The 13,351-nt window shown below is 72.0% G+C and carries 14 protein-coding genes and 1 pseudogene; 4 read left to right on the forward strand and 11 right to left on the reverse strand.

Annotated elements, in window-relative coordinates; translation table 11 throughout:
* Positions 1–553: pseudogene (locus RB150_05415) on the reverse strand (DNA-processing protein DprA).
* A 266-nt stretch (positions 554–819) separates the two neighbouring features.
* Here RB150_05415 and RB150_05420 point away from each other — a divergent pair.
* The 3 genes from RB150_05420 to RB150_05430 all read left to right on the forward strand — a co-directional run bounded on the left by RB150_05420 (position 820) and on the right by RB150_05430 (position 1,852).
* Positions 820–1,020, forward strand: coding sequence for a cold-shock protein (locus RB150_05420; GenBank protein ID MDQ7819971.1), 201 nt, complete (start codon positions 820–822; stop codon positions 1,018–1,020).
* A gap of 202 nt (positions 1,021–1,222) precedes the next feature.
* Entirely contained in the window at positions 1,223–1,477 is a 255-nt protein-coding gene (locus RB150_05425) for an Lrp/AsnC ligand binding domain-containing protein (protein ID MDQ7819972.1), read from the forward strand.
* Positions 1,478–1,507: 30 nt separating this feature from the next.
* Positions 1,508–1,852, forward strand: coding sequence for a VOC family protein (locus tag RB150_05430; GenBank protein ID MDQ7819973.1), 345 nt, complete (start codon positions 1,508–1,510; stop codon positions 1,850–1,852).
* Positions 1,853–1,864: 12 nt separating this feature from the next.
* Here RB150_05430 and RB150_05435 read toward each other — a convergent pair whose 3' ends face one another.
* The 6 genes from RB150_05435 to RB150_05460 all read right to left on the reverse strand — a co-directional run bounded on the left by RB150_05435 (position 1,865) and on the right by RB150_05460 (position 7,236).
* Entirely contained in the window at positions 1,865–3,046 is a 1,182-nt protein-coding gene (locus RB150_05435; GenBank protein MDQ7819974.1) for an MFS transporter, read from the reverse strand.
* A 63-nt stretch (positions 3,047–3,109) separates the two neighbouring features.
* On the reverse strand, positions 3,110–3,571 hold the full coding sequence (speD, locus tag RB150_05440; GenBank protein ID MDQ7819975.1) for an adenosylmethionine decarboxylase: 462 nt from the start codon (positions 3,569–3,571) through the stop codon (positions 3,110–3,112).
* A 168-nt stretch (positions 3,572–3,739) separates the two neighbouring features.
* Positions 3,740–4,195, reverse strand: a complete 456-nt coding sequence (locus RB150_05445; protein ID MDQ7819976.1) for a small multi-drug export protein — start codon at positions 4,193–4,195, stop codon at positions 3,740–3,742.
* Positions 4,192–5,166 (reverse strand): hotdog domain-containing protein, encoded by a 975-nt coding sequence (locus RB150_05450; protein MDQ7819977.1) that lies wholly within the window; start codon positions 5,164–5,166, stop codon positions 4,192–4,194. Before RB150_05450 ends, RB150_05445 begins: the two co-directional genes overlap by 4 nt.
* Before the next feature lie 19 nt (positions 5,167–5,185).
* The gene (locus RB150_05455) at positions 5,186–6,547 is read right to left on the reverse strand and encodes a dipeptidase (protein ID MDQ7819978.1); all 1,362 of its coding nucleotides are present in this window, start codon (positions 6,545–6,547) and stop codon (positions 5,186–5,188) included.
* A gap of 134 nt (positions 6,548–6,681) precedes the next feature.
* Positions 6,682–7,236, reverse strand: coding sequence for a YceI family protein (locus tag RB150_05460; protein ID MDQ7819979.1), 555 nt, complete (start codon positions 7,234–7,236; stop codon positions 6,682–6,684).
* A 124-nt stretch (positions 7,237–7,360) separates the two neighbouring features.
* On the opposite strand from RB150_05460, the gene RB150_05465 reads away from it, so the two are divergent.
* On the forward strand, positions 7,361–8,209 hold the full coding sequence (locus tag RB150_05465; protein MDQ7819980.1) for a hypothetical protein: 849 nt from the start codon (positions 7,361–7,363) through the stop codon (positions 8,207–8,209).
* A gap of 6 nt (positions 8,210–8,215) precedes the next feature.
* Here the strand turns inward: RB150_05465 and RB150_05470 are convergent, their stop codons facing one another.
* The 4 genes from RB150_05470 to RB150_05485 are packed head-to-tail and all read right to left on the reverse strand — an operon-like array spanning position 8,216 to position 13,107.
* The gene (locus RB150_05470; GenBank protein MDQ7819981.1) at positions 8,216–9,691 is read right to left on the reverse strand and encodes a CoA-acylating methylmalonate-semialdehyde dehydrogenase; all 1,476 of its coding nucleotides are present in this window, start codon (positions 9,689–9,691) and stop codon (positions 8,216–8,218) included.
* A gap of 56 nt (positions 9,692–9,747) precedes the next feature.
* Entirely contained in the window at positions 9,748–11,304 is a 1,557-nt protein-coding gene (locus tag RB150_05475; protein ID MDQ7819982.1) for an ABC transporter substrate-binding protein, read from the reverse strand.
* A 13-nt stretch (positions 11,305–11,317) separates the two neighbouring features.
* Positions 11,318–12,166 carry a carbohydrate ABC transporter permease gene (locus RB150_05480; GenBank protein ID MDQ7819983.1) on the reverse strand — a complete coding sequence of 283 codons (849 nt, stop codon included), beginning with the start codon at positions 12,164–12,166 and terminating at the stop codon, positions 11,318–11,320.
* Entirely contained in the window at positions 12,166–13,107 is a 942-nt protein-coding gene (locus RB150_05485; protein ID MDQ7819984.1) for a sugar ABC transporter permease, read from the reverse strand. Before RB150_05485 ends, RB150_05480 begins: the two co-directional genes overlap by 1 nt.
* Positions 13,108–13,351: the final 244 nt, after the last annotated feature.

Here is a 13,351-nt window from a genome sequence, read left to right on the forward strand (position 1 = left end):
GTCCTTGTGTCCGAGCAGCTCCTGGACCGTCCGGATATCGTATCCGTCTTCCAGGAGGTGTGTGGCGAACGAATGCCTGAAGGTGTGGCACGAGGGGGGTGGCCACGCCGGCTCGGCGAACGGCGTCTTTCACCGCCCGGTGGAGGCGGAGGTCTTCCAGGATATCCTCCACGCGGCGGCCCAGTTTCGCCCCCTGCTGCACCAGGCGGTGCAGCAGGGCGCTGGTGGGCGCAAACAGCGGTCCCGGCACGGCGAACACCTCCCGCCCCTGCTCCAGGGCGCAGTCCACGGTGATGAGCGCGCCACTGTCTTCCCGTCCCTCAACGATCACCACCCCCAGGGCCAGCCCGCTGATCAGGCGGTTGCGCCTGGGAAACTGGTGCTTCAAGGACGGCGTCCCCGGCGGGTACTCGGAGAACAGGGCGCCAGCGCGGATGATCTGCTCCGCGAGACGGGTATGCTCGGGCAGATAGATGACGTCGATACCGCACCCCAGCACCGCGATCGTCCGCCCGCCGCCGGCCAGCGCCCCGCGGCGCGCGGCGGCGTCGATGGACCTAGCCCTCCACAACTCCCTGCTGCGGCAAACACGAGGCGGTCTATAACGCCTCGGCCGCACCAGGCCCTTGGCTACCTCACCCCGAATGGGTTCCTGGCCCGCTGGCAGGCCGACTACTGACCATGGAGGGGGGTGTCTCGGATCTATTGAGGCGGTACAGAGCGTTGACACCCCGACTGCACCATGATATGCTCGCCCGGGCAGGTACGAGGCTGGGACGCCCGTTTCTGTACTACGGAAAGGAAAGGAGCACGGCCGCAATGGTCACCGGTACGGTGAAGTGGTTCAACGCGGAGAAGGGCTACGGCTTCATCTCCGTGGAGGGTGGCAAGGACGTCTTCGTCCACTACAGCGCCATCCAGATGGACGGGTTCCGGACCCTGCAGGAAGGCCAGCAGGTGCAGTTCGACATCGTCGACGGCAAGAAGGGCCCGCAGGCTGCCAACGTCGTCCCGCTGTAAGGCAGGACCGACAGCGCACCACGGCCCGCCGGATGTTCTCCGGCGGGCCGTTCCTTTTGGGGGGCCGACATCGGGGGCGACACAGGAGGGAAGTCGCGCGGGGGTCGAATAACCGTGGCGGGGCCGCATCCCGGCGGACCGGCCATCGGGCGGTCCCCAGGGAGGGAGGGCGGAAGGAGTCCCCCTCCGGGAGGATGGAACAGTGGCGGTGCAGGCCTACGTGCTGGTGCGGACGATGCCTGGCCAGGCCGGGGAGGCCCTGGCCCATATCCTGGCGACGCCCGGCGTGAGTTCCGCGCACGCCGTCACCGGCCCCACGGACATCATCGCGTTCGTGGAGGCCCCCAGTATGGACGCGCTGGGACGCCTGATCGTCTCCCGGATTCAGCAGGCGCCCGGGGTGACCCGGACGACCACCTGCGTGGTGACGCCCGTGGAGGTACCGCCCCGGCCGTAGGCGCCGGCACGGAGGTGAGCGGTCAGCCGCATGCTGGACCAGCTGTTGCAGGTATCCATCCTGGTCTCGGATATGAAGAAGGCCTTCACCTTCTACTCGTACGTTCTGGGCCTGCCGGTGATCACCAGGTCGGAGTCGTCGGCCGAGTTCCGCACCGACGGCGTGGTCCTGGCGATCAAGCCCCGCACCCAGCCCGGAGGCACGGGGACCACCCAGATGACCTTCCAGGTGGCTGACCTGGAGGTGGCGTTCAACGACGCCAAGCGCCGCGGGGCCAAGGTCCTGGTGCCGCCCCGCACCGTGGACGGCGGCCGCATGGCCCAGCTGGCCGACCCCGACGGGAACATCATCGAGCTGTTCGAGCCCGAGGCGTAGACCGACGTCTCCTCAGGGCGGGGAGCCGGGCCGCCGGGGCAGTCCGGCCACCGCGACCAGAGCCGGGACGACCAGGGCGAGCAGGCCGGCCAACGCGCGGTCCAACCCGACGGCGTCCGCCAGCGCCCCCACCCCCGTGAGCGACAGGCCGGCGGTCCCCCACGCCAGTCCCATGACGATGCTGCTGGCCACCCCGGCGCGCCGGGGCAACAGTTCCTGAGCCATCACGATGGTCACCGCCGCCGACAGGTAGAGGGCGGCGCCGCCCGCCGCCAGCCACACGTACGACCACGGCCCCGGCGTCAGCAGGAACAGGAGCAGCAGGGGCACCGGCACCACCAGGGACAGGACCAGCGTACGCCGCCGGCCGATCCGGTCCGCCAGAAGCCCTCCCGAGATGCCTCCCAGGGCGCCCACGCCGCCGAAGGCGCAGACGGCCGCCCCGCCCGCCACCAGGGAGCCGCCCCGCTGGTGCAGCAGCAGCGGCAGGAACGTCTGGTAGGCGGTGATGAGGATGCTGCGCAGGACCACGACTAGCCACAGGAGCACCAGCGGACCCGCGACGCGCGCCGGGCCGGTCCGCGCCGGAGGCGGGTCGGCCGCGGAGGTCCGGCGCCCCGGCAGCGACCGGGCCAGCAGACCGCATGCCAGCAGGCCGGCCGCGGCCAGGGCGGCGGTGGACCGCAGCCCCCACGCCGAGACGGCCGCGGCAATGGCCAGGGGGCCGACCGCATACCCCAGTTCTCCGCCCGCGACGAACACGGACAGGGCGGCCCCGCGCCGGCGCAGGGCGGCCCCACCCGCCGCCGCCGCCCCCTGGGGATGAAAGGATGCGGTCCCCGTGCCGGCCACCAGCAGCAGGACCAGGAGGACGCCGTAGCCGGGCGCAAGCCCCACCAGGCCCATGGCCGCCACCGACAGGGCGGGCCCCAGGACGACAAAGACCGGACGCCGGAGGCGGTCGGCGAGGGCGCCAAACAGGGGCTGGGAGAGGGCCGACGAGGTCGTCAGGGTGGTAGCCAGGAACCCCGCCAGGGCCAGGGACAGGTCGAAGGTCTGGACCACCAGCGGCAGCAGCGGTCCCAGAAACGACAGGAAGAAGTCGTTCAGGAAGTGGGCGGCGGTGACCGTCCAGACCGTCCGCGCATCCCCGGCGCGGTCCGACTGGGGCACCCCGCGGCCGGTGCGCGTCACGGGCGATAGGTCGCCCTGGGTGGCGGCGGTCCCTCCCCCGGGTCGCGCCTGCACGGACGCGGGCTAGGCGCGAGGGCGGACGACGCGCTTCCGCGCCGCCGGCCGCTGGCCGTCGACGGCCTTCTTGAGGAGCTCCTCCTCCCAGGTCACAAAGCTGTGGAAGAAGACCCGGTCCCCCTCCTCCAGGCCGCGGGTCACCTCGGTGATGTGCACGCTGGTGGCGCCGAACTCCCGCAGCGCCCACTGGACCGCCTTTTCGGGCTTGGCAGCCCCCCCGCAGGTGAAGATGTCCAGCGCGGCGTAGCCCACCTCCGGCCACGTGTGCACCGAGAGGTGCGACTCGGAAATCACCACGACCCCCGACACGCCGTTGGGGTTGAACCGGTGGAAGGAGATGGACCACACCTGGACGCCAGCCACCTCCGCGGCGCGCACCAGGATCCGCTCCACCGCCTCCACCTTGCCGATGACATCGGGGTTGCAGCCGGACGCTTCCACGATGTAGTGGTGCCCGATGGTGTCCATCTCCACCTCCCCTCCTCCGCAGCGTGCGCCGGGTCGGCCCGGGCGCGAGGGTGATGGTATCGCCCCACCCGGGCCCTGTCAAATACGTTCTCACGCGCAGCCGGGGCCCCTCCCCTGGATGGCGCGCACCCGCGGGCGACGGGTTTGCGGGATCCGCGCCTGACGCCGTCAGGGAAGGATCCGGATCAGCGACACCGCGCCGGTGGCCACCAGGGTGACAGCCGCGCCGGCCAGGATCACCCCGCAGGCGATGGCGGCCAGCGCGCCGGCTCGTGGCAGCCCCAGCAGCCAGGCCAGAGCCGCCCCCGCATAGGCCCCCGTGCCCGGCAGGGGCACGGCCACGAACAGGGTCAGCCCCACCAGGCCGTAGCGCCGCACGTACCCCTCGCCGGACCGGCGTACGCGCTCCACCTGCCGCCGGACCGGCGCCCACCGGGAGAGCCATCGCCCGTAGGCCAGGTCCAGCGCCCACCACGCCGGCAGGACCAGCGCCGCGTTGGCGGCCACCGCCACCGCCAGCACCTCCAGGGGACGCTGCCCCAGCGCCAGGCCCACCGGGATCGCTCCCCGCAGCTCGACCCAGGGCACCAGGGTCAGCCCCGCCACCAGCAGCAGCTCCCTCATGGCATCGCCGGGCGCAGCCGGGCCCGCCGCTGCAGGCGCCGCGCCCGGCGGGCCTCGGCCTCCGCCCACCGGCGGCGCTCCTCCTCGGTGACCGGCACATAGGGCGGCACCGGCCGGGGACCCTCCGGCCCCACGTGCACCATGGTCAGAAAGGCGGTGCAGGTGTGCCGGCGCTCTCCCGTCAGCGGGTGCTCGGCCACCACCTTCACGCCCACCTCCATGGAGGTCCGCCCCACGTGATTGAGGGCCGCCTTGTAGGTGACGATCTCGCCCACCCGGATGGGCGCGTAAAACGCCAGGGCGTCGACGGAGGCGGTGACCACGGGGCCCCGGCAGTGCCGCAGGGCCAGCACGGAGGCCACCTCGTCCAGGTGGGCCATCAGCCGCCCGGCAAACATCAGGGTCCCCAGCACCGCGTCGTCGGGGAAGACGATGCGCACGACCTCGAGGGCGACGCGCAGCCCGGCCGTCTCCTCCTCCACGCGGGCGGCCTGGGCCCGGCGGTCCGCGAGGCGCGCATCGCGCTCACGCTTGCGGGCAGACGCCGCCGCCACGACCTCCTCCTCGGCGGCTCCCCGGGGCACGATGCGCGCCTCCACCGGGCGCGGGCGGCCGCTGTCATCCACCGCCACCAGCGCCAGGTGCGCGGACGTGGTGAACCGGCGGTCGCCGCCGCGGGGGTCTTCGGCGTGGACGTCCACGCCCACCTCCAGGGAGGACCGCCCCACGTGCTCCACCTGGGCCAGCAGCGTCACCACGTCGCCCACGCGCACCGGCGCTACGAAGTCCAGGTCGTCCATGGCCCCCAGGACCGCCGGCCCGCGGCTGAGCCGCATGGCGGCCATGGTGGCGGCGGCGGTGATCCAGTCCATCAGCCGGCCCCCGTACAGGGTCCCCTGGCTGTTGGCGTGCCCGGGCAGGACCAGCTGGACGACCTCCAGCCGGGTGTCGGCGACGGAGACCTCGCGCATGGCGGTCCGGAGGAGCCCGTCAGCCGGCGACGTCGCGCATCCACCGGATCACGGTCTCGATGCCCCGGTGGAAGTTGGGGAGGTGGAACTTCTCGTTGGGGGCGTGCAGGTTGTCGTCGGGCAGGCCGAAGCCGCACAGGACCGTGGGGACCTTCAGGGAGCGGGAGAATTCGGTGACGATGGGCACGCTGCCCCCCTCGCGGATGAACACCGGCTCGGCCCCCCACACCTGTCGCGCCACCCGGGCGGCCGCCTGCACCGGCGGGGCGGCGGGATCCACCAGGACGGGATCGCTGCCGGCCAGTTCCCGCACCTCCACCGTCACTCCGGGCGGGGCCAGCCTCCGCACGCGGCGCTGGAAGGCCCGGAACACGGAGCGCGCCCGCTGGTCGGGCACCAGCCGCATGCTGATCTTGGCCGTGGCCCGGGAGGGGATCACGGTCTTGGGGCCCGCGCCGGTCCACCCCCCGGCGATGCCGTGCACGTCCAGGGTGGGCCGCGCCCACCGCCGCTCCAGGATGCCGTAGCCCTCTTCTCCCACGGCCACCGTCAGGCCCAGCGCCCGCAGGTAGTCGTCCTCCCGGAACGGCAGGCGCTCCCACGAGGCCTTCTCCTCCGGCGAGGGGTCCCGCACCGCCGCGTAGAAGCGCGGCACTGCCACGCGCCCCCGACGGTCGTGCAGGCCCGCGATGATGGTGGCCAGCGCCACCAGCGGGTTGGGCACGGCGCCGCCGTGGATGCCCGAGTGCAGGTCCGTGGACGCGCCGCGGACCTCCACCTCGGTGTAAACCAGCCCGCGCAACCCCGTCACGATGGTGGGCAGACCCGGCGCGAACATCTGGCCGTCGGATACCCACGCCACATCGCACGCCAGCCGCCGGGCGTGGCGCGGGACCCAGCGGGTCACGGCGGGACTGCCGATCTCCTCTTCGCCCTCGATCAGGAAGCGCACGTTCACCGGCAGGGATCCTTCACCCCGCAGCAACGCCTCCACCGCCTTGATGACGGCGAACAGCTGACCTTTGTCGTCGGACGCCCCCCGGGCCACCACGTCGTCACCCCGCCGGGTCGGCTCGAAGGGCGGGGAGGTCCACTCCTCCAGGGGGTCCGGAGGCTGGACGTCGTAGTGGCCGTAGCACAGCACTGTGGGCCGCCCGGGGGCCTGGAGCCATTCGGCGTACACCAGGGGCTGGCCTCCCTCCACCGGGATCACCTCCGCGCGGAGGCCGATCTGCGCCAGGTGGTCGGCCAGCCAGCGGGCCGCCCGGCGCACGTCGTCGTGATGCTCGGGGACGGCGCTCACGCTGGGGATGCGCAGCAGATCCAGCAGTTCGTCCTCGAACCGGGCGCGGTGCTGGCGGGCGTAGTCCAGGGCCGTCACGCGTCGGTCACCTCCTCGCCATGCCGTGGTCGCTCCCGGCGGCACGCGCCGCCGAGGATACGGGAGACGACTAGTAGCCTTCGACGGCGGACGGCTCGGGCCTGCCGCGGCACAGCGAGCCGCGGATGCGCCGGTCAGGGTGCGGCGCGCAGGCGCAGACGCAGGGTCACCTGCACGGGGTCCTCGGCCACGAAGATGACAAAGCGCGGGAGGGGAATGCCGAAGTCGCTCATGCGCACCGTCACCGCGCCGTCGACCAGGTAGGCGTCGCGCAGGGCCACCACCCGCACCGGAAACTCCACCTCCCGGGTCACGCCCCGGATGGTCAGGCGGCCCCGCACCAGGACCCGGAACGACAGACCGGTGACCGGATCCCGCGGCGTCGCGGTGCCCACGAAGGTGATGTCAGGATAGCGGTCGGACTGCAGGAAGGCGCGGTGCATCTGGGCGTCCCGCAGTCCCAGGCCGGTGGTCAGGGACCGGGCGTCGATGCGGGCCTCGATCGCCGCCGCAAAACCGCCGTCGGTTTCCTCCACCCGGACGGTCGCCTCCACCCGGCGGGCTTCGCCCTGGAACCCTCCCCGGTTGTCGCGGACGATAAAGGTCAGGGCGCTGGCGGCGGGGTCCAGCTGGAATGTCCCCACCGGCAGGAGGCTCATCGCCGCCGCGAGCGCCAGAACCCTGCGCATGCCCTCGCCTCCGCCCCTCTCCCGGATGTCCTGCCCGCCTTCCCCTGTACCCCGCGTCCGTCACGGTCCGTTCACGCCGCAGGACAGGAGAATCCCGGACGAGGGGCCAACACCTCAACGGGACATGGACCTGCGCTACTTGTACGCGCGCCTCGCCGACCCCGAGGGCTTCGCCGCAGCCGCCCGGGGCCTGCTGGCGGCGTGTGCCCTGGGCTACGGGGTGACCCTGCTGACCCTGATCGGGCGCGGCGCGGGCCTGCAGCGGTGGTTCTTCTGGCTCCTGGTGTGGGTGGCGCTGGCCTACGTCCCCCTGCGCATCCTCCTGGAGGCGGCCCGGACCGGAGCGGAGGGCGCCCGCCGGCACCTCGTTGCCCGCGCGGCCGCTCACCCCGACCGCTACCGCAGCCGCCGGTCGCTGGAGCTGGTGGTGGACGGCCTGTTCGCGCGCCACGTGGTCCTGCCGCGCATCGCCACGCCGGTGCAGGGCCGCCAGGCCAGGGACGCGGCGGTGGCGATCCTGGCGCGGGCGTCAGAAGTGGCACTGGTCCGGGCGACCACCCGTTGCCTGGCCACGGTGGACGCGTGGGTGGCCGACCTGGCACAGTGGTCGGCCCGCCACGCGCCGGCCAACATCCAGGCCCGCTGGGCCGACGTGCGGGCCCTGGCCGGTCTGGCGGCCCTGACCCGGATTCTGGTCGCGGCCTGCGAGGATCAGTCGGGCCGCCCGTTTGCCGCGGGTCCTCTGGACTCCCGGGAGGTGGCGGCCTACCTGGACGCCTGCCTGGACTTCTGCGACCGGCTGGCCCTGGAGGTGGACGTCATCCCCTGGACCGAGCCCATGCCGGTCGTGGCGGTTGAGGGCGTGGTGCGGGAGCGCACCCGCGACGCCTGGCGGGCGTTCAGCGCCGCCCTCCCGCCGGCGCGGCAGGCCCGCGTGGCGTTCGTGGACACCCTGCTGGGCGGCGCGGCCTGAGCCCCCTCAGGAGGAGGCCTCCGGCCACCGCTCCACCACCACCTTCTTGTCGGTGTAGAACTCCACGGCGTCCCGCCCCTGGCCGTGCAGGTCGCCGAAGAAACTCTCCTTCATCCCCCCGAAGGGATAGAAGGCCATGGGGGCCGCGACTCCCACGTTGATGCCGACGTTGCCCACCTGCGCCTCGTAGCGGAAGCGGCGCGCCGCCGCCCCGCTGCGGGTGAACAGGCACGCCATGTTGCCGTAGGAGTGACGGTTGATCAGGGCGATGGCCTCGTCAATGTCCCGCACCGGGACCAGGCCCAGGACCGGGCCGAAGATCTCCGTGCGGGCGATGACGCCGTCGGGGGGCACCGCGTCCAGGAGCGTGGGCCGCAGGAAGAACCCGCCCTCGTAGCCCGGCACCCGCGCCCCCCGCCCGTCCACCACCACCCGGGCCCCTTCGGCGGCCCCCTGGGCGATGAGCTGCTCGATGCGGGACTTGCTCTCGGCGCGGATCACCGGACCCATCTCCACCTGCGGGTCGAATCCGCTGCCCACCCTCCGCGACGCCGCCAGCTGCGCCAGCGCCGCCCGCACCGGCTCCCGGGCGGAACCCACGGGAAAGACCAGCGAGGCGGCCAGGCACCGCTGCCCGGCGCAGCCGAAGGCCGAGTCGGCCACCTGCCGGCTCACCGCCTCCAGGTCGGCGTCGGGCATGACGATCACCGGGTTCTTGGCCCCGCCCTGGCACTGGGCCCGCTTGCCGGAGGCGGCGGCCCGGGCGTAGACGTAGCGGGCCACCGGGGTGGAGCCCACGAAGCTGACGGCGCGGACCAGGGGGTGGTCGAGAATGGCGTCCACCGTCTCCCGGGCGCCGTTCACCACGTTCACCACGCCGGCCGGCAGACCGGTCTGCTCCACCAGACCGGCGATCTTCTGCGCGGTGAGGGGAACCTTCTCCGAGGGCTTGAGGATGAACGTGTTGCCGCAGGCGATGGCGTAGGGGAGAAACCACAGGGGAATCATCCCCGGGAAGTTGAACGGGGTGATGGCCGCCACCACGCCCACCGGGTGGCGGAACATGAACTCATCGATGCCCCGGGCCACGTCCTCGCTGGTGGACCCCTGCAGGAGGGTGGGGATGCCGCAGGCCACCTCCACGTTCTCGATGCCGCGGCGCAGCTCGCCCCGCGACTCCTCCAGGGTCTTCCCGCACTCCAGGGTGATGGTCCGGGCCAGGTCTTCCAGGTTCTCCTCCAGCAGCCGCTTGAGGCGGAACAGGTACTGGACCCGCTCTCCGGGGGGCGTCCGCCGCCAGGAGGGGAAGGCCTGCGCCGCCGCCCGGACCGCCCGGTCCACCTCCGCGGCGCCCGAGAGGGGCACCCGGCCGATGACCTGGCCGGTGGCCGGGTTGTAGACGTCCAGGGTGGACGCCTCCTGCGCCCGGCCCCACCGACCCCCGATGTAGTTCAGGACCTCCTGCACCGCCACGTCGCGCATGCCGGTCACCCGCCCCGGGGCGGGGGCCGCGGGTGGCGCCCCCGCCCCCGTGAGGACTATCGGCGCCCGCCCACCAGGCCTTGCTCCCGCCACTTGGTGAAGACCCGGCGGATCTGGGCCGCCGCCGTCTCCAGGGCCTGTTCGGGCGTGTCCAGCCCCTGGGCCACCCGGGCGAACATGGTGTTGATGATCCAGGTGTTGAACACCTCGTCGATGGCCGCGCTGCTGGGCCCGGGCCAGCCGACGTTGTGGGCCCACTCGTAGGCGGTCTCGATGGTCACCAGCTTGTCCTTGCGGTCGCCGGCCGCCTTGCTCACCGGGTCGTCGCGCAGGTAGGCCAGGCGCTTTTCCTTGGAGATGGCATTCTGGAAGGTGGGGTAGTCATAGGCCTGGCTGGCGTGGAACTTGCCGGGCGCCCACCCCTCCCGGGCGGCCACCTCCGGGTCATAGCTGAGCACCAGGTCGATGAGGAACTTCCTGGCCGCCTCCCGCACCGGGCGCGGGCGATCCCGCCACAGGGTGTAGACGCCCATCACGTGTTCCAGTCCCCGGGCCCCCGCCGGTCCCTGGGGAGCCCGCTCGGTGATCCAGGTGTTGCGGGCGAACTGCACAGCCGCCGACTGGTTGGGGTTTTCGCCCCTCTGGATGGCCTGGGCCGCCAGGGTCTGGGCGGTGCGGGTGATGGAGATGGCGTTCATCGCCACCGAGATCCGCCCGGCCAGGAACTCCTCGTTGTTGGACGCCGCCGTCCACGCGAACACGGCGGGGAACATGGCTTCCTCGTACAGGGCCTTGACGAACCGCAGGGCGTCCAGGGTGCGCTGACGGTACGGCGGCAGGTCCAGGACCACGTTGCTGCCCTCGTCCTGTTCGGAGGTCCCCCACGAGTACATCAGGGCCCGCAGGAACATGCCCGTGTCGATCTCCTGGGACAGCCCCAGCCCCACCGGGTGGCCCAGGCGCTTCAGTTCCCGCCCCGCCTTGCGGATATCGTCCCACGTCACCGGCCCCCGCAGCGGCACCCGCTGGTCGCCGGTCAACCGGGCCGCCACCTGCCGCCACAGGTCGGCCCGGTAGTGGACGGGGTCGGGGACGAAGTTGTCCGAGACGCCGAAGTACCTCCGGGTGACGGGGTTGTAGGTGCTCTTCTCGGCCAGGGGGATGTACGGGCCCACCTTGGCCTTGAGCTCCTCGATGACCTCCTGGTGGGCGGCGGTGTCCACCTGCCGCTCCAGGCCCGCCGGCGGGGTCAGGTGCTGGATGAGGTCATGGCCGGGGTCGGCGCCGCCGGCCACCCGGGCGGCTTCGCCGGCGGCGATGGCGGGGATCTCGGCCAGGCCCACGTGCTCCACCACGACCCGCACCCCGTTCTTCTCTCCCCACCGGGGGGCGAAGACCCTGTCGAACCACTCGTCGTAGGGAGGCACGAAGTGGCGCCACTGCAGAATCCTCAGGGTCGGCTGCTGGGCTGCCGACCGCGACGTGAAGATGAACGGACCCACGCTGGCCGCGGCCACCCCCACCCCGGCCAGCTTGAGGAACTCGCGCCGGGTCAGGCGCCGCCACTGACCGTCGGGCAGACGCACCCACCGGCTCTCCCCGCTCTCCTCCATCGCTCCCACCTCCTCAGCGGAGTGCTCCGGCGCTGGTAAAGCCGGAGACGAACTTGTCCAGCACCACGTAGTACAGGGCGGCCACGGGGACGCTGGCCAGGAACGCCGACGCCATCAGCGGCCCCCAGTCGAAGATGTCGCCCCGCACCATGTCCGCCGGCACGCCCACGCTGACGGTCTTGCGGGCGGTGCTGGTGACGAAGGTCAGGGCGTAGACGAACTCCTGGGCCGAGAGGGTGAAGCTGAACACCACCACCGTGATGATCCCCGGCACCGCCAGGGGCAGGGTCACCCTCAGAAACGCCCCCAGCCGGCCGTAGCCGTCCACCAGGGCCTGCTCTTCCAGCTCCCGGGGGATGGACTTGAAGAACCCCATCAGCAGCCAGGTGGCAAAGGGCACGGTGATCGTCGGGTAGACCACGATGAGGGCCCACACGGTGTTGGCCAGGCCCAGCTCGCTGACCACCCGGGCCAGGGGGATGAACAGCAGCGTGGGCGGCACCAGGTACACGAGGAAGATGGCCATCCCCAGCCGCCCTCCCCACGCCCCCAAAAAGCGCGACAGGCTGTAGCCGGCCGGCAGCGCCAGCAGGAGGGTGATGGCCACCACCGCCACCCCCACCACCGCGGTGTTGACGATCCAGTGGGCGTACATGGTCTTGGTGAAGACGTACTGCAGGTGCTCCAGGGTGGGAGGTTCGTTGAACCAGAAGGGGTTGTGGGCGGGGGTGTAGAGGTCCGAGTTGCGCTTGAAGGCGGTGATCAGCATCCACGCGAACGGAAAGGCGGCGAAGATGGTGAACACGCCCAGGACGCCTCCCCGCCCGGCCGGCCCCAGGATCCGCACCGCGTGCCGCCCCATCAGGTCACCTCCGCCCTCCGGGCGACCTGCAGGATCAGCACCACGGTGGCGAACAGGACCGGGAACAGGAACAGGGAGATGGCCGCGCCCACGCTCAGGTTGCCGCCCACGATGCCCTTGAAGAACGCCAGGCTGGACAGGACCTGGGTGGTGTCGAAGGGGCCGCCCCGGGTCAGGACGTAGACCACCGCCATGTCGGTGAAGGTGAAGACCGTCCCGAACAGGACCGCCACGCTGATCACCGGCAGCATCAGGGGAATCTGCACCGAGAACAGCCGCCGCCAGAACCCCGCCCCGTCCACGATGGCCTGGTCCATCACGTCCTGGGGCAGCGAGGCCAGCCCGGCCAGCAGGACCACCGTGGCAAAGGGCAGCATCCGCCACACGTGCACGATGACCACCGAGAGCATGGCCAGGTCGGGCCGGCCCAGCCAGAACATGTTGGTGTTGGGCGGCAGCAGGCCCACCTGCCACAGCACCCAGTCGATGACGCTGAACCGGGCGTGCAGGATCCACAGCCACCCGATGGTGGCCAGGGAGACCGGCGCCACCCACGGCAGCAGGAGCAGGAACAGCAGGATCCCCCGCCCCCGGCGGACCCCCTGCAGGGTCATGGCCAGGACCTTGGCCAGGACCACCACGGCCGCCTGGGAGGACAGCGTGAACACGAAGGTGTTGCGCAGGGCGCGGCGGAAGGTGGGGTCCTGGACGATCTCGACGAAGTTCTTCACCCCCACGAACGATCCGTAGGGGTTGCCGGTGGTGGCGTCGGTCAGGCTGAGGTACAGCGCAAACAGGAAGGGAAAGCCCACCAGCAGGGCCACGTACGCAAACGCCGGAGCCACCAGCGCGGGCCCCAGCACCTGCTCCCGGCTCACCCACCGCCTCCCCTGGGCCAGGACGTCGGTGACCGGGCGTACGACGGTTAGCGAGGACTTCACAGTGCCTCTCCCCACCCACGGGCGAGGCGATACGGGATCGTCCCCGTCCGTAACCGGTACCGGAAGATTCTCTGTCCCCCCACTGTCACCTTTTTGCATCCTCACGGGCTTGTGACCGCATCCGGAAGGCCCCGAATCGTCTGCCAGGGGGACAGACCTCGGTGGGGACAGACCCCGGGGGACTGGGGACAGACCCCACGGGGGACAGACCCCCAGGCCCAGGACCCCCGGGCCCAGGCGACAG

It is taken from the genome of Armatimonadota bacterium, from assembly GCA_031081675.1.
GTDB classification, from domain to species: domain Bacteria; phylum Sysuimicrobiota; class Sysuimicrobiia; order Sysuimicrobiales; family Kaftiobacteriaceae; genus Calidihabitans; species Calidihabitans tengchongensis.

Bases quoted from the DNA above. Each gene is read 5' to 3' on its own strand.
- RB150_05420 (MDQ7819971.1), top strand. From the start codon at position 820: ATGGTCACCGGTACGGTGAAGTGGTTCAACGCGGAGAAGGGCTACGGC.
- RB150_05430 (MDQ7819973.1), top strand. From the start codon at position 1,508: ATGCTGGACCAGCTGTTGCAGGTATCCATCCTGGTCTCGGATATGAAG.
- speD (MDQ7819975.1), bottom strand. From the start codon at position 3,571: ATGGACACCATCGGGCACCACTACATCGTGGAAGCGTCCGGCTGCAAC.
- RB150_05445 (MDQ7819976.1), bottom strand. From the start codon at position 4,195: ATGAGGGAGCTGCTGCTGGTGGCGGGGCTGACCCTGGTGCCCTGGGTC.
- RB150_05450 (MDQ7819977.1), bottom strand. From the start codon at position 5,166: ATGCGCGAGGTCTCCGTCGCCGACACCCGGCTGGAGGTCGTCCAGCTG.
- RB150_05460 (MDQ7819979.1), bottom strand. From the start codon at position 7,236: ATGCGCAGGGTTCTGGCGCTCGCGGCGGCGATGAGCCTCCTGCCGGTG.
- RB150_05465 (MDQ7819980.1), top strand. From the start codon at position 7,361: ATGGACCTGCGCTACTTGTACGCGCGCCTCGCCGACCCCGAGGGCTTC.
- RB150_05470 (MDQ7819981.1), bottom strand. From the start codon at position 9,691: ATGCGCGACGTGGCGGTGCAGGAGGTCCTGAACTACATCGGGGGTCGG.
- RB150_05475 (MDQ7819982.1), bottom strand. From the start codon at position 11,304: ATGGAGGAGAGCGGGGAGAGCCGGTGGGTGCGTCTGCCCGACGGTCAG.
- RB150_05480 (MDQ7819983.1), bottom strand. From the start codon at position 12,166: ATGGGGCGGCACGCGGTGCGGATCCTGGGGCCGGCCGGGCGGGGAGGC.